Origin of the sequence: Streptomyces sp. NBC_01551, assembly GCF_026339935.1 — a bacterium.
Classification (GTDB): Bacteria; Actinomycetota; Actinomycetes; order Streptomycetales; family Streptomycetaceae; genus Streptomyces.
Genome location: NZ_JAPEPX010000001.1, coordinates 2,617,371 through 2,638,434 on the forward strand (window position 1 = coordinate 2,617,371; position 21,064 = coordinate 2,638,434).

At 75.4% G+C, this 21,064-nt stretch carries 15 protein-coding genes; 8 read left to right on the forward strand and 7 right to left on the reverse strand.

The genetic code is table 11. The features are described 5' to 3' along the window. Positions 1 to 101: 101 nt before the first annotated feature. Together OG982_RS11680 and OG982_RS11685 are read right to left on the reverse strand one after the other, a co-directional pair. A complete protein-coding gene (locus OG982_RS11680) occupies positions 102 to 1,640 on the reverse strand; it encodes an MFS transporter (protein ID WP_266948482.1) in 1,539 nt (512 codons plus the stop codon). A gap of 83 nt (positions 1,641 to 1,723) precedes the next feature. Beyond that, a complete protein-coding gene (locus OG982_RS11685) occupies positions 1,724 to 2,455 on the reverse strand; it encodes a TetR/AcrR family transcriptional regulator (protein ID WP_266948484.1) in 732 nt (243 codons plus the stop codon). Between the two features lie 316 nt (positions 2,456 to 2,771). Between OG982_RS11685 and OG982_RS11690 the strand changes: the two genes are divergently transcribed. Continuing rightward, positions 2,772 to 4,049: a M6 family metalloprotease domain-containing protein gene (locus tag OG982_RS11690; RefSeq protein WP_266787639.1), complete on the forward strand. Its 1,278-nt coding sequence runs from the start codon at positions 2,772 to 2,774 to the stop codon at positions 4,047 to 4,049. A 25-nt stretch (positions 4,050 to 4,074) separates the two neighbouring features. Here OG982_RS11690 and OG982_RS11695 read toward each other — a convergent pair whose 3' ends face one another. After that, the gene (locus OG982_RS11695) at positions 4,075 to 4,986 is read right to left on the reverse strand and encodes an endonuclease/exonuclease/phosphatase family protein (RefSeq protein WP_266948485.1); all 912 of its coding nucleotides are present in this window, start codon (positions 4,984 to 4,986) and stop codon (positions 4,075 to 4,077) included. Between the two features lie 192 nt (positions 4,987 to 5,178). On the opposite strand from OG982_RS11695, the gene OG982_RS11700 reads away from it, so the two are divergent. From OG982_RS11700 to OG982_RS11730, 7 genes are all read left to right on the forward strand, one after another. Next, entirely contained in the window at positions 5,179 to 6,684 is a 1,506-nt protein-coding gene (locus OG982_RS11700; protein ID WP_266787635.1) for a glutamate synthase subunit beta, read from the forward strand. Between the two features lie 146 nt (positions 6,685 to 6,830). Beyond that, positions 6,831 to 6,956, forward strand: coding sequence for a hypothetical protein (locus tag OG982_RS11705; RefSeq protein WP_266787633.1), 126 nt, complete (start codon positions 6,831 to 6,833; stop codon positions 6,954 to 6,956). A gap of 103 nt (positions 6,957 to 7,059) precedes the next feature. Further along, complete coding sequence (locus tag OG982_RS11710; RefSeq protein WP_266948486.1) at positions 7,060 to 10,287, forward strand: lantibiotic dehydratase; 3,228 nt, start codon at positions 7,060 to 7,062, stop codon at positions 10,285 to 10,287. Between the two features lie 97 nt (positions 10,288 to 10,384). Next, positions 10,385 to 11,587 (forward strand): lanthionine synthetase C family protein, encoded by a 1,203-nt coding sequence (locus OG982_RS11715; protein ID WP_266948487.1) that lies wholly within the window; start codon positions 10,385 to 10,387, stop codon positions 11,585 to 11,587. Positions 11,588 to 11,627: 40 nt separating this feature from the next. Beyond that, positions 11,628 to 12,584 carry a cupin domain-containing protein gene (locus OG982_RS11720; RefSeq protein ID WP_266948489.1) on the forward strand — a complete coding sequence of 319 codons (957 nt, stop codon included), beginning with the start codon at positions 11,628 to 11,630 and terminating at the stop codon, positions 12,582 to 12,584. Then, positions 12,581 to 14,470: an ABC transporter ATP-binding protein gene (locus tag OG982_RS11725; protein ID WP_266948490.1), complete on the forward strand. Its 1,890-nt coding sequence runs from the start codon at positions 12,581 to 12,583 to the stop codon at positions 14,468 to 14,470. Before OG982_RS11720 ends, OG982_RS11725 begins: the two co-directional genes overlap by 4 nt. 97 nt (positions 14,471 to 14,567) lie before the next feature. Further along, the gene (locus OG982_RS11730; RefSeq protein ID WP_266948492.1) at positions 14,568 to 14,792 is read left to right on the forward strand and encodes a hypothetical protein; all 225 of its coding nucleotides are present in this window, start codon (positions 14,568 to 14,570) and stop codon (positions 14,790 to 14,792) included. A gap of 16 nt (positions 14,793 to 14,808) precedes the next feature. On the opposite strand, the gene OG982_RS11735 is transcribed toward OG982_RS11730, so the two are convergent. From OG982_RS11735 to OG982_RS11750, 4 genes are all read right to left on the reverse strand, one after another. Then, positions 14,809 to 17,811 carry a BTAD domain-containing putative transcriptional regulator gene (locus OG982_RS11735; protein WP_266787625.1) on the reverse strand — a complete coding sequence of 1,001 codons (3,003 nt, stop codon included), beginning with the start codon at positions 17,809 to 17,811 and terminating at the stop codon, positions 14,809 to 14,811. Between the two features lie 232 nt (positions 17,812 to 18,043). Next, on the reverse strand, positions 18,044 to 18,853 hold the full coding sequence (locus OG982_RS11740; protein WP_266787624.1) for an AfsR/SARP family transcriptional regulator: 810 nt from the start codon (positions 18,851 to 18,853) through the stop codon (positions 18,044 to 18,046). A gap of 205 nt (positions 18,854 to 19,058) precedes the next feature. Next, complete coding sequence (locus OG982_RS11745; protein WP_266948494.1) at positions 19,059 to 20,228, reverse strand: transposase; 1,170 nt, start codon at positions 20,226 to 20,228, stop codon at positions 19,059 to 19,061. Positions 20,229 to 20,342: 114 nt separating this feature from the next. After that, the gene (locus tag OG982_RS11750) at positions 20,343 to 20,978 is read right to left on the reverse strand and encodes a ScbR family autoregulator-binding transcription factor (RefSeq protein WP_266787622.1); all 636 of its coding nucleotides are present in this window, start codon (positions 20,976 to 20,978) and stop codon (positions 20,343 to 20,345) included. Between the last annotated feature and the right edge of the window lie 86 nt (positions 20,979 to 21,064).

A 21,064-nucleotide genomic window follows, 5' to 3' on the forward strand; every position in this document is an offset into this window, starting at 1 on the left:
TTCGTCGGGCGGGGCCGGGGCGCGGCAAAAGACCGACCCCCCTTCGTTCAAATTTGAACGAAGGGGGGTCGGCAGTCATTCCCGCACGCGCGGCGCGGCCGTCAGTGGGCGATCACCGGGATCTTCACCTCGGCCTCGGCGCCGTCGCGGTCGCCGGAGGCCACCGGGGTGCCCGCGCCCGGACGTCCCGTGTTGATCAGGGCGAAGGCGATGGCCGAGCTGGCGACCAGGATGCCGACGGCCCACCAGATGGCCGAGGCGTAGCCCTCGACCATGGCCTGCGCCTGGATCAGCTTCGCCGCCGGGCCGCCCGCCGCGGCCTCGGCCGCGTGGTCGGTCAGGTACGCGGTCGTCGCCGAGGCGGCGATCGTGTTCAGCAGGGCGGTGCCGATCGCGCCGCCCACCTGCTGCGAGGTGTTGACCATCGCGGAGGCCACACCGGCGTCGGCCGGCTGCACCCCGTGCGTGGCCAGGGACATGGCCGGCATGAAGGCCGTACCCATGCCGAGGCCGAGCAGCAGCTGCGCCGGCAGGATCAGCGCCGGGTAGGAGGATCCGACCTCCAGCTGGGTCAGCAGCAGCATGCCGGTGGCGGCGAGCAGGAAGCCCGGGCCCATCAGCAGCCGCGGCGCGACCCGCGTCATCAGCCGGGCGCCGATCTGGGTGGAGCCCGTGATCATGCCCGCGATCATCGGCAGGAAGGCGAAGCCGGTCTTGACGGGCGAGAAGCCCTTCACGACCTGGAGGTAGTACGTCAGGAAGAGGAACAGGCCGAACATCGCGATGACGGCCAGGCCCAGCGAGAGGTAGACACCGCCGCGGTTGCGCTCCAGCAGGACGCGCAGCGGCAGCAGCGGGGACTTCACGCGGGACTCGACGAACACGAACGCGGCGAGCAGCGTCGCGGAGGCGACGAACATGGCCACGGTGACCGTGTCGGACCAGCCGGCCGACTCGGCGCGGGTGAAGCCGTACACCAGCGCGACGAGGCCGAGCGTGGACAGGATCACGCCGGGGATGTCGAGCGGCGCGCGGTTGCGGCCGCCGGCGGGCTCACGGATGACCAGCCAGGCACCCACGGCCGCGGCGATCGCGAACGGGATGTTGACGAAGAAGGTCCAGCGCCAGTTCAGGTACTCGGTGAGGAAGCCGCCGAGGATCAGGCCCACGGCGCCACCGCCACCGGCGATCGCACCGTAGATGCCGAAGGCCTTGGCGCGCTCCTTGGCGTCGGTGAACATGACGGCCAGCAGGGAGAGCGCGGCCGGGGCGAGCAGTGCGCCGAAGGCACCCTGGAGGGCGCGGGCGCCGAGCATCATCGCCTCGCCGTTGGCGGCGCCGCCGAGCGCGGAGGCCAGGGCGAAGCCGATGAGGCCGACGATGAACGCGTTCTTGCGGCCCCACTTGTCGGCGATGCGGCCGCCGAAGAGGAGCAGTCCGCCGAAGGCCAGCGCGTACGCGGTGATGACCCACTGGCGGTTGCCGTCCGAGATGCCGAGGTCGGTCTGGGCGGACGGGAGGGCGATGTTCACGATGGTCGCGTCGAGCACGACCATCAGCTGGGCCAGGGCTATGAAGACGAGTGCCTTCCAGCGGCTGGGGTCGGCAGCCAGCGGCGCGGGCGCGGCTGTTTTTGGCATGGGGATACCCACTCACTGTGCGGAATGACTGAAAAACGGGGTTTGGGCAAGGTTTTCGACGCTAGCGGGCGCGACCCGGGGCGTCACATGGTTTTCTGCCTCAGGACGTCGAGGGTGACGGCCTCGCCCGGCAGTTCCGAGCCCGCCGGGGCCCGCAACCCGTCGAGGAACAGCCCGAGATGACGGTGGACGAACCGGTCCACGTCGAGGCAGGCGGTACCCGGCAGCGGGCGGCTGAGCTGGGACAGGGCCATCATCAGGTCGCCGACGCCGATGTCCGTGCGGACGAGTCCGGCGGCCTGGCCGGCGGCCAGCAGCGTCTCGACGGCCTCTTCCAAGGCGTGTCGGGACGCGAGGAGTTCGGGGTGCTCGCGGTCGAAGTCGTTGGCGAGCATGGGGCACAGGGCGCCGATCCGCTCGTCCGCGGCGGCGTGCGTGAAGCGGCGCAGCGCGGCGAGGGCGTCGGGCTCCTCGGCCAGGGCGAGCTCGGCGTGGACGGTGACCCGGTCCATCACGAAGAGCACCACGTGGTGGACGAGGACGGCCCGGTCGGGGAAGTGCCGGTAGAGGGTGGCGTTGCCGACCCCGGCCCGGCGGGCGATCTCGTCGAGCGGGGCCTCGACGCCCCACTCCACGAACATCTCGCGGGCCGCGGTCAGGATCCGCTCGCGGTTGCGGACGGCGTCGGCGCGCGGCTTCGGAACCCTGGACGGCTTGGCCCGCGACGGCCCCTGCGGGGGCGCGGGCTCGGCCAGGCCCACCGGCGCCCGCGGGGCGGCGCGGGGGGCCGCCGGCGTGGTGGCGGGGCTCTTCATTCCGGGGCCTCCTGGCTCTGGATCGGGCTGAGGTCGGGGTCGGGCTGGGTCGCGCCGGATGGGCCCGTCGCGCTGGCGCGCGGACGGCCGGCGCTCGTACGTCGGCCCCAAACGGGGAGCCGGTCCCCGGTTAGCGGGACCCTCATGCAAACGGGGATTCCGTCCCCGGTTATTTCACTCTCCCATGTGAGCCGGGTCACACGGGTTTTCCCGTTCGGCCCCACTCGACGCGCGGGCGCGCCGCAGCCGACGGAGGGTGAGCCCACGGAGTGCAGACCGGGCCCGGCCGGCTGCCGCGGACCCGAAGGCGATCTCCATGCCGCAGACCCGCCACCGGATACGCACACCACGCCGTACCTGCGTGTACATCGGCCTCACCGCGCTGGCCCTCGGCATCACGGCGACCGCGAGCACCGGGATAGCCAGTCGGCCCCACTCCGCCTCCGGGCCGGTGGCGACCACGGCCGAGTCGGCGCTGGCGCCCTGCCGGATCACCGGCACGATGGGCGTGCAGATGTCCGAGGGCCTGCCGACCCCGGCCGGATACTCCCGCTCGACCGGCGAGGTCCGGGCCCTGAACCTGATGATCGACTTCCCGGACGCCAAGGGCGAGGGCACGGCCGCCGACCGGCTGGCCGAGTTCTTCCCGCAGACGTCCGACTGGTTCCGCACCAGCTCCTACGGTCGGCTGACCTACCGGGCCGAGGCCCCCGTACGGGACTGGCTGCGGATGCCGATGCCGTTCTCGGCGTACGGGATCGAGCGCGGGTCCGCGTACGAGCCGGGCTACCGCCAGCTCGTCGAGCACATCGTGAAGGCCGCCGACCCCGAGGTGGACTTCAGCCGGTACGACCTGGTCAACATCCTGGTCACGCCGAACGCCGGGCCCTCCGCGCTGGACACCGTCCTGTCGGTGACCTTCTCGGGGAACGCCGAGGCACCGATGGCCGACGGGGTTCCGCTCTCCAACACGTCCTTCGTCTACAGCCGGCAGGACGACGGCTCGGGCTCCTACCGGGAGACCGGCTACCGAGTGCTCCCCCACGAGAACGGGCACGTCTTCGGACTGCCGGACCTGTACACCGCCGACGGCGGCGGCGCGGTCGGGCACTGGGACATCATGAGCGAGGACTGGGGCGCCAACAACGACCTGCTGGGCTGGCACAAGTGGAAGCTGGGCTGGCTGGACGGCACGCAGATCAGCTGCGCCGCGAAGTCGGGCGTCAGCGACCACACGCTCACCCCGCTGGCGGTGGAGGGCGGCATGAAGCTGGCCTTCATACCGCTGTCGGAGAGCGCCGGGTACGCGGTGGAGGTGCGGACCCGGGCCGGGAACGACGAGTCCGTGTGCAAGCCGGGCGTGCTCATCTACAAGGTGGACTCGGACGTGGACACCGGGCGCGGCCCGGTGATCGTGTCGGACAGCGCGGCCGCGAGCGGCGGCTGTACGCGGCGGCCCAATGTGCACGCGGAGCTCTCGGACGCGCCCTTCAGGCCGGGCGAGACCTTCACCGACGAGAAGGCGGGCATCAGCGTCTCGGTCGTCGGCGAGCTGCGGGGCGGCGGCTACCAGGTACGGGTGACCCGGCCCTGACCGGGCGCCCGCGCCGGCGGGCCGGTCACCGGAAGCGGAACGAGGCGGCCACCGGGAGGTGGTCGCTGGCCGTCGCCGGCAGGGTCCACGCGGAGACCGGTGTCAGGCCGCGCACCAGGATCTGGTCGATCCGGGCCACCGGGAACGCGGCCGGCCAGCTGAACCCGTAGCCCGCGCCCGCCGCCTCCTGGGCCGAGCGCAGCCCGTTGCCGCCGAGCAGCGGGGCCACGGCGTCGTCGCGGGTGGTGCTGTTGAGGTCGCCGAGCAGCAGGGTGCGGCCGGGCGGGCCGGTGCGCACCTCCTCGGCGAGGCGCAGCGCGGCCGCGTTGCGCCGGCCCGCGGTGAACCCGGCCGCGCGCACGCGCACGGAGGGCAGGTGGGCCACGTACACCGTGACGGGCCCCCGCGGGGTCTCGGCGGTGGCGCGCAGCGCGCGGGGCAGCGGCATGACCGCCAGCGGGCGGGTGTCGCTCAGCGGGTGCCGGCTCCAGAGCCCGACGGTGCCGTGGACGTAGTGGTACGGGTACCGCTCGGCGAGCACCCGCGCGTACGTGGCGGCCGCGGGCTCGACGAGCTCCTGGACGGCGACGAGGTCGGCGCCCGAGGCGGCGAGGGCCCGGGCGGTCCCGGCGGGGTCGGGGTTCACGTCGTCCGCGTTGTGGGTGACGGCGGTGAGATCGGCGGCGGCGCCGGCGGGCGCGCGGTGGTCGGCGAGGAGAGCCGGCCCGAACAGCACGGCCCACGCGAGCGCGGGCACCAGCACCGCGACCAGCGCGACCCGCGAGCGCCGCACCAGCGCGGCGCCGAGCAGCGGCACGACGGCCGCGCCGGTCCAGGGCAGCAGCGTCTGGACCAGGCTGCCGAGGTTCCCGGGCCGGTTGGGTATCCAGGCGTGCAGCACCATCACCGCGCCCAGTCCCCCGGCCAGGGCGGCCACGAGCCGCCCGCGCCCCCCGCCTCCCCCGCGTCTCCCGCGTCTCCCGCTGCGCATCACGTTCCGGATCATGCCTGGTGGACGCCGCGGGACGGGGGTCGCGGTTCCCGGGCCGGCCGGGCGGATCCCGCACGGCGGGACCCGGCGGGAGGTGCGGCGTAGCCTGGTCGGGCGGCGCGAAGAGGGAGGCGGCGCATGACCGATCCGTTCGGGTTCATGAAGATCCCGCGGCGTCCCGTGCCCGCTCGGCCCGTGGTGGAGCGGCTCGCGGACTGGCGGGAGGTGTACGCGGGGCAGGCGCTGCTCCCGCTCGTCTCCGAGCAGGCCGACCGGTGCATGGACTGCGGTCTGCCCTTCTGCCACAGCGGGTGCCCGCTGGGGAACCTGATCCCCGAGTGGAACGCGTACGCGGCCCGCGGCAACTGGCGCGCCGCCTACGACCGGCTGCACGCCACCAACAACTTCCCCGAGGTGACCGGCCGGCTCTGCCCGGCCCCCTGCGAGGACGCCTGCGTGCTGTCGATCAACGCGGACCCGGTGACGATCAAGAACGTGGAGCAGGCCATCGCCGACGAGGGCCTGCGCCGCGGCTACCTCGCGCCGCGCCCCCCGGAGCGGCTCAGCGGGAAGACCGTCGCGGTCATCGGCTCCGGCCCCGCCGGGCTGGCCGCCGCGCAGCAGCTGACGCGCGCCGGGCACACCGTCGCCGTGTACGAGCGCTCCGACCGCCTCGGCGGGCTGCTGCGCTACGGGATACCGGAGTTCAAGCTGGAGAAGGCGCAGCTGGAGCTGCGGATCGGGCAGATGCGGGAGGAGGGGACCGTCTTCCGTACGGGGGTGGACGTCGGGGGCCGGGCCGGGGAGGACGGCGAGGCCCTGGACGCGGCGCGGCTGCGCCGGCGGTTCGACGCCGTGGTCGTCGCGGTCGGCGCCCTGGAGGGCCGGGAGCTGCCCGTACCCGGTCGGGAGCTCCACGGCATCCACCCGGCCATGGAGTACCTGACCTGCGCGAACCGGGTCCAGGAAGGGGACTACCCAGTGTCCCCGGTCAGCGCCGAGGGGCGGCACGTGGTGATCGTCGGCGGCGGGGACACCGGCTCGGACTGCCTGGGCACCGCGCTGCGGCAGGGCGCGCTCTCCGTGGTCCAGCTGGACATCAACCCGCTGCCCGGCGAGAGCCGGCCGGACCACCAGCCGTGGCCGGTGTACCCCAAGGTCTACCGGATCTCCCACGCCCACGAGGAGGCGCGCGGCCGCGAGGGACGCGACCCCCGGCTGTTCGCCAGCGCCACCCTGCGCTTCGAGGGCGACGCGGCGGGCCGGGTGCGGGCCCTGCGGCTGACCGCCGTGGAACCGGTGACCCGGCGGCCGCGCGGCAACAGCGAGCGCGTCCTGCCGGCCGGGCTGGTCCTGCTGGCGCTCGGTTTCAGCGGCCCTGAGCACGCCGGTGGTCTGGCCGACGGGCTCGGCCTGACCCGGGACGCCCGCGGCGCCTTCGCCCGTAGCGCCGGGTTCGCGGCCCTCGGCGGCCCCCGGTCCTCGGGGGTGTTCGTCGCGGGCGACGCGGGACGGGGCCAGTCCCTGGTGGTGTGGGCCATCGCCGAGGGCCGGTCGGCGGCCGCCGCAGTCGACCGCTACCTCACCGGGACCACCGAACTGCCCGCGCCGGTCACGGCGTACGACGTCCCGATGACGGCCTGAGACTCGCCGCGAACGACGTTGATCCGGCGTCGATCCCGCGTCGAACGTACGTCGTTCCGGGCTTCGTACGGTTCTCACATGCCGCCGGGGACAAGCCCGGAGGACGCCGCCGGAGACGGGGGCACACCGCGAAACGAGGAGACGTCATGACCAACGTCAACGAGCTGTTCGAGCTGGACATCATCGAGATCGCCGCCCCCGTCGAGGACGAGCAGGCCGACGCCCAGGCCGCGACCGGCTCCTGGCCGTACTACTGCCGGACCACCATCTAAGGACCGGTCCCGCAGAACCTGAAGTACCAGCAGTACCCACTGGTGAGGCGGCCCGCCCTCGGGCCGCCTCACTTGTTCCCCGGCTCTTTCCTGGAGGCTCCCCGTGGCGGCACCCGCACCCCACCCGGGCGGTGACACCCCTGATCCGTCGACGTTCCGTTGCGCCGACACCCTGCTGTTCCGGGCCGCGCCCCGGCCGCCGGAGCCCGCCGGCACCGAGCCGGACGAGCCCGGCGACCGGGAGGCGGACCTGCGGGCCCGGCTCCGGGCCGCCGCGGCCGACACCCGGCTCCTGGAGGCGGTCTCGCTGGCGAGCCCGTCGCTGAGCCGTACCCTCGACGCGGTGCTCGCCGGGGAGCCGGTCCGCGTCAAGCAACTGCGCCGCGCCGTACGGGCACTGGCCCGCTACCGGCTGCGGATGTCCGGCCGGGCCACGCCGTTCGGGACGATGGCCGGGGTCGCCGCGATCGGCTTCGCCGAGACGGCCAAGGTCGGCTGGGGCGAGCGCCACCGCAAGGCCGTCCGGCCCGACATGGGCTGGCTGACCGAGGTGGTGGCCGCCCTGGAGCGGGAGCCCGCCGTCCTGCGGCCGCTGCGCGTCGTCACCAACGACCTGTGCTTCGTACGGGGCGACCGGCTGGTCGTCCCCTACGTCCCGGCGCCCGGGGCCGGCGTCCGGCCGGCCGCCCAGGAGGTCTCCGTGCGGGCGGGCGAGGTGGTGCGGCGCGTGGCCGAACGCGCCGCCGCGCCCGTGCGGTTCGGGGACCTGCTCGCCGAGCTCCTCGCCGCGTACCCCGGGGCGGCCGCGGCCACCGTGGAGCGGTTGCTCGTTGACCTGATCGGCTCCGAGGTGCTGCTGACGGAGCTGCGCCCGCCGCTGGACGGCGCCGATCCGCTGGGTCACGTACGGGGGCTGCTGGCGCGGGAGGGTGAGCCGCTGCCCGAAGACGTGAGGCGGATCGCCGACGAACTAGCCGTGATTCACGGTGAGTTGGACGCGTACGCGGCGGCCCCGCTGGGCTCCGGGCTCGCGGTGCGGGATTCCGCGCGCCGCCGGATGGCCGGCCTGCACCCCGCCGATCAGCTGCTCCAGGTGGACCTCGGGCTCGACGTGGACGTCCGGCTGCCGGACGTCGTGCGCGCCGAGGTGGAGCGGGCCGCCGAGGCCCTGTGGCGGCTGGCCTCCGCACGGCCGGGGCCGGCCCATCTGCGCCAGTACCACGAGGACTTCCTGGAACGCTACGGCGCCGGACGCTCCGTACCGCTCAAGGAACTCCTCGATCCGGACACCGGCCTCGGCGGTCCGGCCGGGTACCGGCTGCCCGCCACCGCGCGGACCCTGCGCGGCGGGCCGGCCGACCCGACCGGGCCGCAGGAGCAGGACCGGCTGCTGACCGAGCTCGCCCAGGAGGCTTCGCTGAGCGGTGAGCGGGAGATCGTGCTGGACGACGTACTGCTGGCGCGGCTGGCCGGGGACGGTGGCGGGGGTGGTCGCGGGGGCGGTGCCCCGGTGCCACCGCCCTCCTTCGAGATCCTGGCGCAGCTGCTCGCCGACACCCCCGAGGCCCTCGCCGACGGGGACTTCCGGCTGGTCGTCACCGGTGGGGCGCGTACGGCCGGCGCGCACGCCGGACGCTTCGGGTCCGTGCTGGGCGCCGACGACGCCGACGTCACCGAGCTGGTCCGGCGGGTGCCCGGGGGCGCGCCGGGCGCCGTCGCCGCGCAGCTGCGGTTCCCGCCGCCGCGCGGCGCGACCGCCAACGTGGCGCTGGTCCCGCGCCGCCTGGAGCACACCCTCACCCTGGGCGCGTTCGCGGACCGGGGTGACGGCGGTGACGGCGCAGACGGTGGCGGCAGCGGTGGCGGCAGCGACCTGGGCGTGTCCGACCTGGCCGTCGTCGCCGACGTGCACCGGCTCGCCGTGGTCGCGCCCCGGCTGGGCCGCGAGGTCGTCCCCGTCGTCCCCAGCATGCTCGCGACGGTCTGGCACGCGCCGAACGCGGCCCGGTTCCTGCACGAGGTGACCGAGAACGGCCTCCCGGCCTGGCCGCGCTGGCGCTGGGGCACCGCCGACACCCTGCCCTACCTGCCGAGGGTGCGGCGCGGCCGCACCGTGCTCGCCCTGGCCCGCTGGCGCCCGACAGACCCGGCGCTCCAGGACCGGACCACCGCCCCGGGCGACTGGGAGCGGCTCTTCGACGCCTGGCGCTCCCGGTGGCGGGTGCCCGACCGGGTCGAGAGCGTCAACGGGGACAACCGCATCGCCCTCGACCTGCGGCGGCCCTTCCACCGCGCGCTGCTGCGCGACGAGTGGCTGCGCCGGCCCGGCGGCGCCCTCCAGGAGCTGCCGGTGAGCTGCGGGCACGGGTGGGGGTGGCTGGCCGACGGTGTGGAGCCGCAGGGGGCCGCGGGCCGGGTCAACGAGATCGCGTTCCCGCTGGTCCGGGCGGCGGCCGCCGCTCCGGCCCTGCGGCCGGTTGCCGCGCCCGCGCCCCGGCGCGCCCGTACCGCCCACGCTCCCGGCTCGCGGTGGCTGTACGCGAAGGTGTACGGCTCGGCCGAGCGCCAGGACGAGATCCTCGCACGCCGGCTGCCGCAACTGCTGGAGCAGCTGCCCGGGGCGGTCGACCGCTGGTTCTACCTCCGCTACGTCGACCCGGACGCCCATCTGCGGCTGCGCTTCCACGGCGACCCCGCCGTGCTCACCGGGGAGCTGCTGCCCCGGCTGAGCGCCTGGTCGGACCGGCTCGCCGCCGACGGGCTCGGGGGCCGGCTGGTCCTGGACACCTACGAACCCGAACTCGAACGCTACGGGGGGCCCGGCGCGGCGGCCGCCGCCGAGCGCGCCTTCCACGCCGACAGCGTCGCCTGCCTGGAGCAGGCCGCGCTGCTGGAGCGCCGCGAACTGACCCTGGACCGGACCGTGCTGACCGCCCTCGGGTACATCGACCTGGCCTGCCGCCTCGCCGGTACGGCACAGGGCGTGCGCCACCTCGTCGAGCGCGCGGCGCCGCCCGGGGCCGCCGAGCCCGCGCGCGCCGCCAAGGACCTGGCCCGCGAGCTGGCCGACCCGCTCGGCGGCTGGCGTCAGCTGCGCGCCCTGCCCGGCGGCCCGGCGCTGCTGGCCTGCTGGGAGCGGCGCGCGCCCGCCCTGGCCGGGTACGGGGCGCTGCTGCGGGAAGTCGGCTCCGGCCCGGGGCCGTTGGACGCGCTGCTGCACATGCACCACAACCGGCTGACCGGCATCGACCGCCCCGCCGAGGAGCGCTCCTTCGCCCTGGCCGCCGTGGCGCTGCGCAGCCGCCTCGACCGAGCGCGGGCGCAGGCGTGAGCGCGCGGGGGACGACGCCCTGCGCGGGCGGGCCGCCGCCGCCGTGGCGAGCGTCGCCCGGCGGCTCGCGCACCCCGGGGCGGCGGAGCATCCGGACGTGTCCGCGTTCCGCGCGGCGAGCCTCAGCGACGGCGCGCCGGGCATCACGCTGCTCCACGCCGAGCTGGCGCGCACGGACGCGGCCCACCGGGACGCCGCCCAGCGGTGGGTACGGCGCGCCGCCGCGCTCACCGCGCTCGCCGGGAAGGCGCCGGCCCCCGGCCCGCAGGGGCTGTACGGGCCGCTGGCCGCGCTGTCGTTCGCCCTGCACCGGGCGGCGGCCGGCCCGGGCGCGCAGAGCACGGCCCGCGCCCACCTGCGCGACCAGGTGGCCGAACTGGCGAACGCCCGCGCCGCCCGCGAGGAACGCCGCCTCGGCGAGAACCCCGGCGGCGCCTGCGGGTTCACGAGTTTCACCGCGTACGACGTGATCAGCGGGCAGAGCGGGCTCGGGGCGCATCTGCTGGAGGTGGGCCGACCGGCCGAGGCCGCGCTCGGGCGGGTGCTGCGGGCGCTGGGGGCGCTCGGCAGGCCCGTGCCCGCCCCCGACCGGATGCTGCCCGGCTGGTGGGTGGCGCTCGACGGCGCCTCGTACCGCCCGGTGGCCCCGGCGGACGGGCACGCCAACCTGGGCATGGCCCACGGCGTGCCCGGCCCGCTGGCGCTGCTGGCCCTCGCCTGGCGGCAGGGGGTACGGGTGCCCGGCCAGCGGGCCGCGATCACCGGCCTCGCCGAATGGCTCCTCGCCCGGCGCCGCGCGGACGACGCCGGCTCCTGGTGGCCCGGCCAGGTGTCCCTGGGGCCCGCGCAGCCGGAGCCCGGCCGGCCCTCCTGGTGCTACGGGACCCCGGGCATCGCCCGGGCCCTGCAGCTGGCGGGCCTCGCCCTGGAGGTGCCGCACTGGCAGGAGGCCGCCGTCGGGGCGCTGCGGGCCGCGCTGGTCCGCGCCGACCTGGCGCAGACGGCCGAGGCCGGGCTCTGCCACGGGCTGGCCGGGCTGCTCCAGATCACCTGGCGCACCGCCCGCGACAGCGGCGACCCCGAACTCGCGGCGCACCTGCCGCGGCTGGCCGCCCGGCTGCTGGAACTCGTCGACGAGGACGCGCCGTTCGCCTTCGCCACCGCCCCGGGCGAGCGCCCGCCCGACGAGCACCCGGGCGGTTTCCTCACCGGCGCCGCCGGGGCGGCGCTCGCCCTGCACACCTTCGCCTCGGACAGCGCGCCCGCGACCCGCTGGGACCGCGCGCTGCTGCTGGCCTGACCCACGGATCCGCATCATGCCGACACAGAGAAGAGGCCCCATGCGCCGGGACGAACTCACCCGCTGGGTGGGCGACACGGACGCCTTCCTCGACCGCCACTGGCGTTCCGCTCCCGCCGTCTTCCGGCCCGGCGCCGACGCCGGACCGGCCGCCCCGCTCTCCCTGGAGGAGATCGACGCGGCCGTCGCGGGCGGGCTGCTGCGCGTGCCGCACCTCGAACTCGCCCGGGCGGGCGACCCGGTGCACTCCTCCCGCTACACCCGGGCCCGCACCGTCGCGGGGGTCACCACCCCCGGGTACGCCGACCCGGACCGGGTACGGGAGCTGCTCGCCGAGGGCGCCACCCTGGTGCTGCGCAACGTCGAGCACTGGCATCCGGCGACGCGGGCGCTGACCCGCCGCCTGGAGGGCGAACTCGGCCGCCGTGTCGAGGCGTTCGCCTTCGTCACCCCGCCGGGCGCGCAGGGCCTGGACCTGCACCGCGACGACGCCGACGTGCTGCTGCTCCAGGGCACCGGCAGCAAGCGCTGGACGGTCCGCGGCGGCCCCACCGGCCCCGACTGGGGTCCGGGCGAGGTCGCCGACGGGGGCCCGGCCCTGCTCGCGGACACCCTGGGCCCGGGGGAGGTGCTGTACATCCCCCGGGGCTTCGCCCACGAGGCGGTGGGCAGCGAGGGACTCTCCTCACACCTCTCCCTCACGATCCGGGAGGTGGGCACCCAGCAGCTGTTCGCCTCGTTGCAGCGCCTGTTGCTGGACGGGCTGCCGCTGCCGGCCCGCCCGTTGGACGAGGCCGCCCTGCACGCGGCCGCCGAGCTGCTGCTGGAGCGGTTCCGGACCCGGCTGCCGGAGCTGACCGCCGCGGCCCTGCTGGACCACGCGCGCCGCGCGCAGCTCGCCGAGGGCGCGGTGCCCGGGCTCGGCGGGGACCCGGGGATCGCGGCGCTGGCCGCGCGGCTCGGGTCACCGCGGGACCCGGCGGCGAGCGCCGCATGAGCGGCGGCGCCGAAGCCCTGCTCGGCACGCCGGGGGCCGAGCGTCGCACGACGCCCGGGCCCGGATCCGCGCCTGACCTCGCGCCCGGCCACGAAGCCGAACCCGCGCCCGAACCCGCGCCGACGCCCGGGCCCGCGCCGGCGCCCGGGTCGGCGTCCGGGTTGCGGCTGCTGCTGACTCGGCATCTGCGCCCGCACCGGGGTCGGCTCGCGGCGGGCGCGGGGCTCGGGCTGCTCGGCGGGCTGGCCGGCCTCGCCGAGCCGATGGCCGCCAAGGCCCTCATCGACCGGCTGGTCGCGGGCGGTTCGCCGACCGCCTCAGCGATCGGCCTGGGCGCCCTGGTGCTGGCCGCCGTACTGATCACGGCGGCCGGCTCGTACCTGTTGGAGCGGACGGCCGAGGGCGTCGTGCGCACCACCCGCGAGCGCCTCGCCGCCCGGGTGCTGCGGCTGCCGGTGGCCGACATGGACCGCCAGCGCCCCGGCGACCTGGTCGCCCGGCTGACCTCCGACACCGTCCAGCTCCGGGCGGCTGCCGGACAGGCCCTCGCGGTCTGCGCCAACTCGACGCTGATGGTGCTCGGCGGCCTGGCCGCGATGTTCCTGCTCGACCCGGTGCTGGCCGGCGCCACCGTCGCCGTGCTCGGCACCGTCTGCGGGGTCGGCTCGCTCACCCTGCCCCGGATCGGCCGGGCGGCCCGCCGCTCCCAGCAGGTCACCGGCGAGCTCGGGGCCACCCTGGAACGCGCGCTCGGTGCCTTCCGTACCGTCAAGGCGAACGGCCTGGAGGGGCAGGAGACCGAGGCCGCCCGCGCGGCCGCCCGCCGGGCCTGGCGCAGCGGGGTGCACGCGGTCGGCTGGGAGGCGGCCGTCGAGGTCGCCTCGGGGCTCTCCGTACGGCTGGCCTTCCTCACCGTGCTCGGCCTGGGCGGGACACGGGTGGCCACCGGGCGGATGACCATGTCGGCGCTGGTCGCCTTCCTCTTCTACGTCCTGTTCATCGGCCCGCTGCTCACCCAGCTCGCCGGGAGCGCGGGGCTGGTCCAGCGGGGTTCCGCCGCCGCCCTGCGCATCCACGAGATCGAGTCGCTGGCCGTCGAACCGGTCACCGACCGGGCTGCGCGGCCCGGTCCCGCGACACCGGACCCACCGCTCGCGCTGGAGGTGCGCGACGTCTCCTTCGGGTACCCGGGCCGGGACACCACCGTCCTGGACGGCCTCTCGCTCGACGTCCCGGCGGGCGGGCTCACCGCGCTCGTCGGCCCGTCCGGCGCCGGCAAGAGCACCGTGTTCGCCCTGCTGGAGCGGTTCTACGAGCCCTCCTCGGGCCGGATCCTGCTCGACGGGCGCGACGTACGGGACTGGCCGCTGACCGAACTGCGGGCCACCATCGGGTACGTGGAACAGGACGCCCCGGTGCTGTCCGGCACCCTGCGGGACAACCTGCTCCAGTCCGCGCCCGCCGCCTCGCCCGCGCAGCTGCGGGCCGTCCTGGGGCTGACCCGGCTCGACGGGCTCGTGGAGCGGCTGCCCGCCGGCCTGGACACCGAACTCGGGCACCGGGGCACGGCCTTGTCGGGCGGTCAGCGCCAGCGCGTGGCCATCGCGCGCGCCCTGCTGCGCCGGCCCCGGCTGCTGCTGCTGGACGAGGCGACCTCGCAGCTGGACGCCGAGAACGAGCGGGCCCTGCGCGACGCCGTCGCGGACATCGCCCGCCAGACGACGGTCGTGGTGATCGCGCACCGGCTGTCCACTGTCACCGAAGCCCGCCGGATCGTGGTCCTGGAGGGCGGGCGGGCGCGCGCGACGGGGACGCACCGGGAGCTGCTCGCGGGAGACGAGCTGTATGCCCGGCTGGTCCGCACGCAGCTACTGGACGGGTCCTGACCAGGGATTTCGGGCGTTGATCCGGCGTTGATCCGAAATAGACGCGGCCTTCGGATACTTGTCCCGACCACGCTCTTCCGAAGAAGGACTGATCGACATGACCAGTACGCAGAAGCCCGCCTCGGCAGCCCGTTCCGCCCTCGTCCGCCGGAGCCGTGCCCTCCTCGCGGCGGGCGGCCTGGCCCTGGGTCTCGTACTGGCCGGGGCCGGCGCGGCGAGCGCCGACGCACCGCCGCCGCCGCCGTACATCAGTGAGCAGCTCGGCGACCTGGCACCCCCGCAGGACCTCCAGGAAGGCAACTGGAACAGCACCGGCTCCTGACCGGCCGCGCCGCGGCTCAGGCGGGCAGCCCGGCCAGCAGTTCCTCCACGTCCGCCACGTCCGGCAGGCCGAGCCGGGCGAACAGCGCCGACGCGCTGAGCAGCCGGCTCCTGGCCTCCCCGGCGCGGCCGCGTTCGGCCAGCGTCCGGCCGAGCACCACCAGCGCGTGCCCGCTGTCCCGGTCGGAGCCGAGGTCCTCGCACAGCAGCAGCGCCGCCTCCGCCTGCTCCTGGGCCTCCTCGTGCCGGCCCACCGCGCGCAGCGTGTCGGCCATCCGGTACCGGGCGTGCGCCACCCGCTGCCGGATCCCCGCGGGCCCGGCGACGGCCAGACATTCGCCGTACCGCACGATGGCCTCCTCGTACCGTCCCGTGGCGTGCAGCGCGAGCCCGAGGACGTAGAGGGCGTAACAGATGCCGTGCCGGTCGTCCATCTCCCGCAGCCCGGGCAGTACGGCCTCGCAGGCCGGGACGGCCTCGTGGGCGCGGCCGCTGCGCACCCGGGCGAGGGCCGCGTTGACCGTCGTGGCGTACTCGCCGGAACGGTGGTCGAGTTCCCTGGCCAGCGCGATGGCCTCGTCGAAGCAGGCGATCGCCTCGTCGAAGCGGCGCAGGAACTGGGCGACGAGGCCGAGGTCGTTGAGGGCCTGGCGCAGAACGACGGTGTCGCCGGCCTCGCGGCAGGCCAGTACGGCGAGCCGGGCCTCGGTCTCGGCCTCCGTGAGCCGGGTGTCCTTGAGCGCGATCGTCCCGCACAGGAAACGGGCCCGGCCCTCGGCCTTGCGGTCGCCGCGGCGGGCCGCGGCCTCGGCGAGCAGCTGTCCGGTGGGGGCGAGCTGGCCGTAGCGGGTGTCCTGGTGGAAGGGGCTCAGGGCGATCAGCAGGTCGATGGCGGCGCGCAGGCCGGACCGGGCGGCGGTGTCGGCGGCCGCGGGGCCCGCGTCGGCGGCGGAACCGGCGTCGGCCGCGGTGCCGGGGTCGGCCGCGGCCGCGAGCTGCGCCGCCAGTGCGAGCGCGGTCTCCGACTCGGTCAGCGCCCAGGCCCGGGCGGGCCCCAGCCCGGTGAAGGACGGCGGGGCCGTACGCAGCGGGCCCAGCGCCCCCGCGACGGGATCACCCGGTACGGCGTGCCGGAACGCGGCGCACGCGGTGGCGAGCAGGTGGTCCAGGAGCCGGTGGAGGGCCTCGCACACCTCGGCGCGGTCGGCCTCGGCGCACTGCCGGCCGAAGTCGCGCAGCAGGTCGTGGAAGCGGTACCGCCCGGGGGTGGGCGACTCCAGCATCGCCACGTCCACCAGGGACTCCAGTACCTCCTCCACGTGGAACTCGTCGGCGCCGAGCGCCGCCGCGGCGGAGGCGAGGCCGATGCCGGGCCCGTCCAGGCAGGCCAGCACCCGGAAGGCGCGGGCCTGTTCGGCGGAGAGCTGGCGGTAGCCGAGCTCGAAGACGGGGGCGATGGCCAGGTCGCCGACGCGCAGCTCGTTCAGGCGGCGCCGCTCGTCGGCCAGCCGGGTGGCGAGCAGGGCGACCGTCCAGCGGGGGCGGGCGGCGAGCCGCGCGGCCACGATACGGACGGCCAGCGGCAGGAACCCGCAGGTGGCGACGAGGTCGCGGGCGGTGTCGGGCTCGGCGGCCAGCCGGTCGGGGCCGATCACCCGGCCGAACAGTTCCAGCGCCTCGGGGAGGTCGAAGACGTCCAGGTCGACCTGGTGGCGGGCGGGCAGCGCGGCCAGCCGGGGCCGGCTGGTGACCAGGACGGCGCACTGGCCCGGGCCGGGCAGCAGTGGGCGTACCTGGGCGGCGTCGCGCGCGTTGTCGAGGACGACCAGCAGCCGTCGGCCGGCGGTCATCGACCGGAACAGCGCCGCCCGGCCCTCGGCGTCGGCGGGAAGGCCGTCCGCGGTGACCCCGAGGGCGCCGAGGAAGCCGGCCAGCACGTGGCCGGGGTCGCAGGGGTCGTGGGCGTCGGTGCCGCGCAGGTCGGCGTACAGCTGGCCGTCGGGGAAGCGGTCGCGTACCCGGTCGGCGGTGTGGAGGGCGAGGGCGGTCTTGCCGACGCCGCCCATGCCGCAGATCAGCGCGACGGCCGGCCCGCCGTCGCCGGCCGCCGGGGTCAGGGCCTCGACGAGGCTCCGTACGAGGGCGGCCCGGCCGGTGAAGTCGGCGGGCGCGCCGGGCGTCTGCGCGGGCACGGTCGCCGCCTCCGGCTCGGCGGGCTCGGCGGGCTCGGCGGACTCGGCCGCGGGAGCGAGCGCGACGGGGTGGACCGGCTCCCTCTCACCCTCGCCGTTCAGGATGCGCTGGTGCAGCTCGACCAGCTCCGGCCCCGGTTCCAGCCCGATCTCGCTGATCAGCTCCTGGCGGGCGGTGCGGAACACGTTCAGGGCGTCGGCCTGCCGGCCGGTGCGGCACAGGGCCCGCATCAGCAGCGCGACGGGGCGCTCCCGCAGCGGGTGTTCGGAGGTCAGCAGCCGCAGGTCGGGCACGGCCGCCGCCTCACCGCCCGACTCGATGTCCAGCTCCAGGCGGTCCTCCAAGAGACTGAGCCGCAGCTCCTCCAGGCGGGAGCGCTGCCGCTCGGCGAACGGCCCGGGCAGGGCGGCGAGCGGCTCCCCCTGCCACAGCCCGAGCGCCTCCCGCAGCAGCTTGGCGGCGGCCTCCCGGCGCCCCGCGGCCCGTTCGACTGCGGCCCGGGCGGCGAGTTCCTCGGCCTCCTGCACGTCGAGGAACGGCTTCGGCAGCACCAGCCGGTACCCGTCGCCGACCGAGACGAGCACCCCGGGCTCCGCGAGCACCTTCCGCCACCGCCAGGCGTACGTCCGCAGGGTGGTCACGGCCGCGTTCGGCGGCTCCTCGCCCCACAGCGCGTCGACGAGCTCCGCCAGCCCGGCCCCGTGCCCCGACCTCAGCAGCAGCACCGCCAGCATGGCCTGCTGCTGTGGCGTCCCCGTGCCGAGCGGCTGGTCCCCCCGGTACGCCCGCATCGGCCCCAGCAACGAGAACCGCACCCCTGCCGTCATTCCGCCCCCTGTAGTCGCCATCGCCCCCGGCGTGGTCCCCGATCATGTCAAGGCGCCGCCGAGGCCGATGCGAGGGCGGCCGACTTGTCCGTGAACCACCCCCGAAACGGCCCGAACCACCGCGAACCGAGCCTGCCGGCCGGTGCTGCCGGGCTCGCCCGCTGCCCAGCAGGACGGCTCCGGCCCGACGCGGGTTGCCTGGGCGGCAGGGGGGATCGGCGCGCGGGGCCGGTCAGCTGGCGACCGCGTTCACCCACAGCGAGGCGACGGCGGAGTCGGACGCGGCGCCCTTGCGGGTCCTGCGCCGCACCGCGTCGCGGTCGTCCACGTGCAGGATCTCGGCCTGCAAGCGCCGCAGTTCCGCGGAGGGCTCCAGGCCCAGCTCGCGCTTGAGGATGGTGTACAGGTTCTGGTAGGCCTGCAGGGCCTCGCCGCGGCGGCCCGCGCGGTGCAGGGCCGAGATGAGCTGGCCGTGGAACCATTCGTGCAGCGGGTGGTCGTTGACCAGGGCGCGCAGCTCCGGGAGGAACTCCCGGTAGCGGCCCAGCCGGTTCTCGGTCTCCACGCGCAACTCAAGGGCGCGGATCCGGAGTTCTTCGAGGTGGGCGATGCGCCCGGTGAGCACCCCTCCGACGGACACGTTGCCCAGCATGGGCCCGCGCCACAGAGCCTGGGCGCGCCCGAGGTGCTTCGCCGCCGCTTCCGGGGATCCCTGCGTGAGCTCCCACTGGGCCCGGCGCACGCAGCGCTCGAAGACGAGCACGTCGACCTCGTCGTCGTCGATGTCCAGGCGGTAACCGGGCGCTTGGGTCACCAGCAGCGCGCGTGCCGAGGCGTCCGCCCGGGCGTCGTCGAGCATCCCGCGCGCGTGGTAGACGTGCGTCTGCAGGGTCCGGATCGCGTTGCCCGGCGCGTCCTCGCCCCACAGTTCCCTGACGAGCGTGTCGGTGCCCACGGCCTCGCGCGGCTGCAGCGCCAGCACCGCCAGCATCTGGCACATCTTGGGTGCCTTCGGAGCGTGCGTCCGGTTGTCATCGGTCACGAGCTCGAAGGGTCCTATGAGGTTGAACCGCACTACGCACGCTCCTGTTTCCGGCGCCCCCGCCCCCGCGACGGTGCTGAGTGGTGATCCCGACGGTAAGGAACCGGGGCCGTCAGGGCACCACGCCAAAGAGGGAGAGTGTCATATTACCGGACGGTAGGTAGGTTAAATTGGCCCGGCCGACCCCCGGCCTCAGACCTCGGCCTCAGACCTCGGGCGGCGACAGCCTCGCGCCCCGCATGGCGGCGGCATGATGGGCCACCGAAGCCAGGGTGATATGACGGTGCCATCCGGGGAACGAACGCCCCGCGAAGTCCTTCATGCCCACGCCCTCCGAGATGGCGGCGAAGTCGCGGGCCACCACGGACGGCAGCCTGGTGAGCCGCAGCAGCGTCGCCGGCGAAGGGGCGTCGGCGCCCGTCAGCCACGCGTCGCCGCCCGTCAGCCACAGCCGCGGATCCGCCGCGCCGGCGCGCCACTCCCCCACGAGCAGCATGCCGTCCGCCCTTCCGCCGGGCGGCGCGAGCACGGGGATCGTCGCCGCCATCGTCGGCCCGTCCCCCGGGTTGACCCGGTGCCTGAGGCGGGTCAACGCCGCGGCGAGCTCTCCCGCCGTCCGCCCCCGATCGCCGTACTTGGGCAGCCTGCCGCGGTCCAGGCGCAGTGGGGTCTCGGCTGCCACCCGTACGAGATGGGCCAGGCCCGCGGCCGACAGATGGCGGGCCAGGCCCACCGCGTCGACACCTTCGACGTCCACCACGACGGGGCCGGCCCGGACCCCGGTGGCGACGACGACCTGGGCCACCGACTCGCGCACGCACGCCTCCAGGCTCCCGGCGGTGACGTCCGAGGGGATGCCGGCCCGCCGTCGCAGCGGATCCGCCAGCCAGCGGTCGCTGAGCCGCAGCCGCCAGTCGACGGGCACGGCGGAGCGCCCCGAGGCCAGCCAGGTCCCCAGCGCCCGCTGGCCGTTGACGGCCTGCCCCAGATGAGGCAGGTACTGCTGGTCGACACCGATCGAGTGCGGGCCGACCTTGGGAATCACCGTGGACCTGATGACCCAGGCCTCCGGCGCCAGCGTCCGCTGGACGTGCCGGGCCAGGGCCTGGCGGATGGGCATCCAGCCCCACGGCGACGTGGTGATGAAGTGGTGCACGCTCTGCTGCGCCGCCGCCCCGTCGAACTGGCCGGCGATGTTGCGCAGCGTCTTGCGCCCAGGCAGCGCCAGCAGGCCGCGGACGTACTGTTCCGCCTTGAGGCGCTGGTCGGCGCGGTGCAGCGAGCCGAACAAGTGGGCGCTGAGCTCCGCTTCCAGCAGGGGGTGCGAGGGCCGCTCTTCCCCTGTGCCGTCATGGCGGCGAACGTTCCGGTTCATGGACCCCCCACGATGCGATGTCCCCAATAGAGGTCAGTCATCCGGTTTCTTTATACAGGGGCACCTCTCGGACCGGGGAGAGCCGCCCGCCGACGGACTCTCGCACGGGTTCGGTCACGAAACCGACGGGGCCGCCGCGAGCAACCGCTCGGCGCGGTAAGGGGAGGTGTCCAGTTTCGCCAGGACGCCGGCGCAGGCGATGTTGGGCAGCAGCAGCGCCAGCAGGCTGGAGATCTCTTCGGACAGGTCGCGGTCCGGCAGCGTCTCCGTGATCAGCTGCACTCCGGTCCACGCACCGACGAGCAGCCGGGCCGTCTCGTCCGGATCGACGTGAGGCAACAGCTCGCCCCGCTCCTTGGCGTCGTTCAGCAGCTCGCCCCCCACCACGATCCAGTCGGGCCACCGGGTGCCGAACAGGCTGCGGGCCTTGGGGTCGACGGACAGCCTGATGGAGGCGCTGAGCACCGGCTCCCGGGGCAGGCGGTAGGCCAGGAGCAGCGCCGCGTCCACCCACTCCTGCAGCTTGAACGTCTGCGGGGCGACCCCCACCAGGGTCACCGCCTCGTCGAGCACGGCCCGCGCCAGCTGCTCCTTGGAGGTGAAGTGGAAGTACAGCCCGCCTCGCGTGAGTTGGATGCGCTCGATGAGCCCACCGATGGTGGTCGCGTCGTAGCCCAGTTCGTTGAACATCTCGGCAGCGGTCTCGAGGATCACCCTGCGCGTGCGCACCGCACGCTCCTGCCTAGCCAACTCGCGCCTCCATGACGCTCCCTTTACTAGTGCTTGAACTCACATTTACCTCTGGCCAATACCGACCGGAGAGCCGGTACTTTAAC

What these genes read in the sequence shown, in the direction of transcription:
- OG982_RS11680 (WP_266948482.1), bottom strand. Translation starts at nt 1,640, where the DNA reads ATGCCAAAAACAGCCGCGCCCGCGCCGCTGGCTGCCGACCCCAGCCGC.
- OG982_RS11685 (WP_266948484.1), bottom strand. Translation starts at nt 2,455, where the DNA reads ATGAAGAGCCCCGCCACCACGCCGGCGGCCCCCCGCGCCGCCCCGCGG.
- OG982_RS11690 (WP_266787639.1), top strand. Translation starts at nt 2,772, where the DNA reads ATGCCGCAGACCCGCCACCGGATACGCACACCACGCCGTACCTGCGTG.
- OG982_RS11700 (WP_266787635.1), top strand. Translation starts at nt 5,179, where the DNA reads ATGACCGATCCGTTCGGGTTCATGAAGATCCCGCGGCGTCCCGTGCCC.
- OG982_RS11705 (WP_266787633.1), top strand. Translation starts at nt 6,831, where the DNA reads ATGACCAACGTCAACGAGCTGTTCGAGCTGGACATCATCGAGATCGCC.
- OG982_RS11720 (WP_266948489.1), top strand. Translation starts at nt 11,628, where the DNA reads ATGCGCCGGGACGAACTCACCCGCTGGGTGGGCGACACGGACGCCTTC.
- OG982_RS11725 (WP_266948490.1), top strand. Translation starts at nt 12,581, where the DNA reads ATGAGCGGCGGCGCCGAAGCCCTGCTCGGCACGCCGGGGGCCGAGCGT.
- OG982_RS11730 (WP_266948492.1), top strand. Translation starts at nt 14,568, where the DNA reads ATGACCAGTACGCAGAAGCCCGCCTCGGCAGCCCGTTCCGCCCTCGTC.
- OG982_RS11735 (WP_266787625.1), bottom strand. Translation starts at nt 17,811, where the DNA reads ATGACGGCAGGGGTGCGGTTCTCGTTGCTGGGGCCGATGCGGGCGTAC.
- OG982_RS11745 (WP_266948494.1), bottom strand. Translation starts at nt 20,228, where the DNA reads ATGAACCGGAACGTTCGCCGCCATGACGGCACAGGGGAAGAGCGGCCC.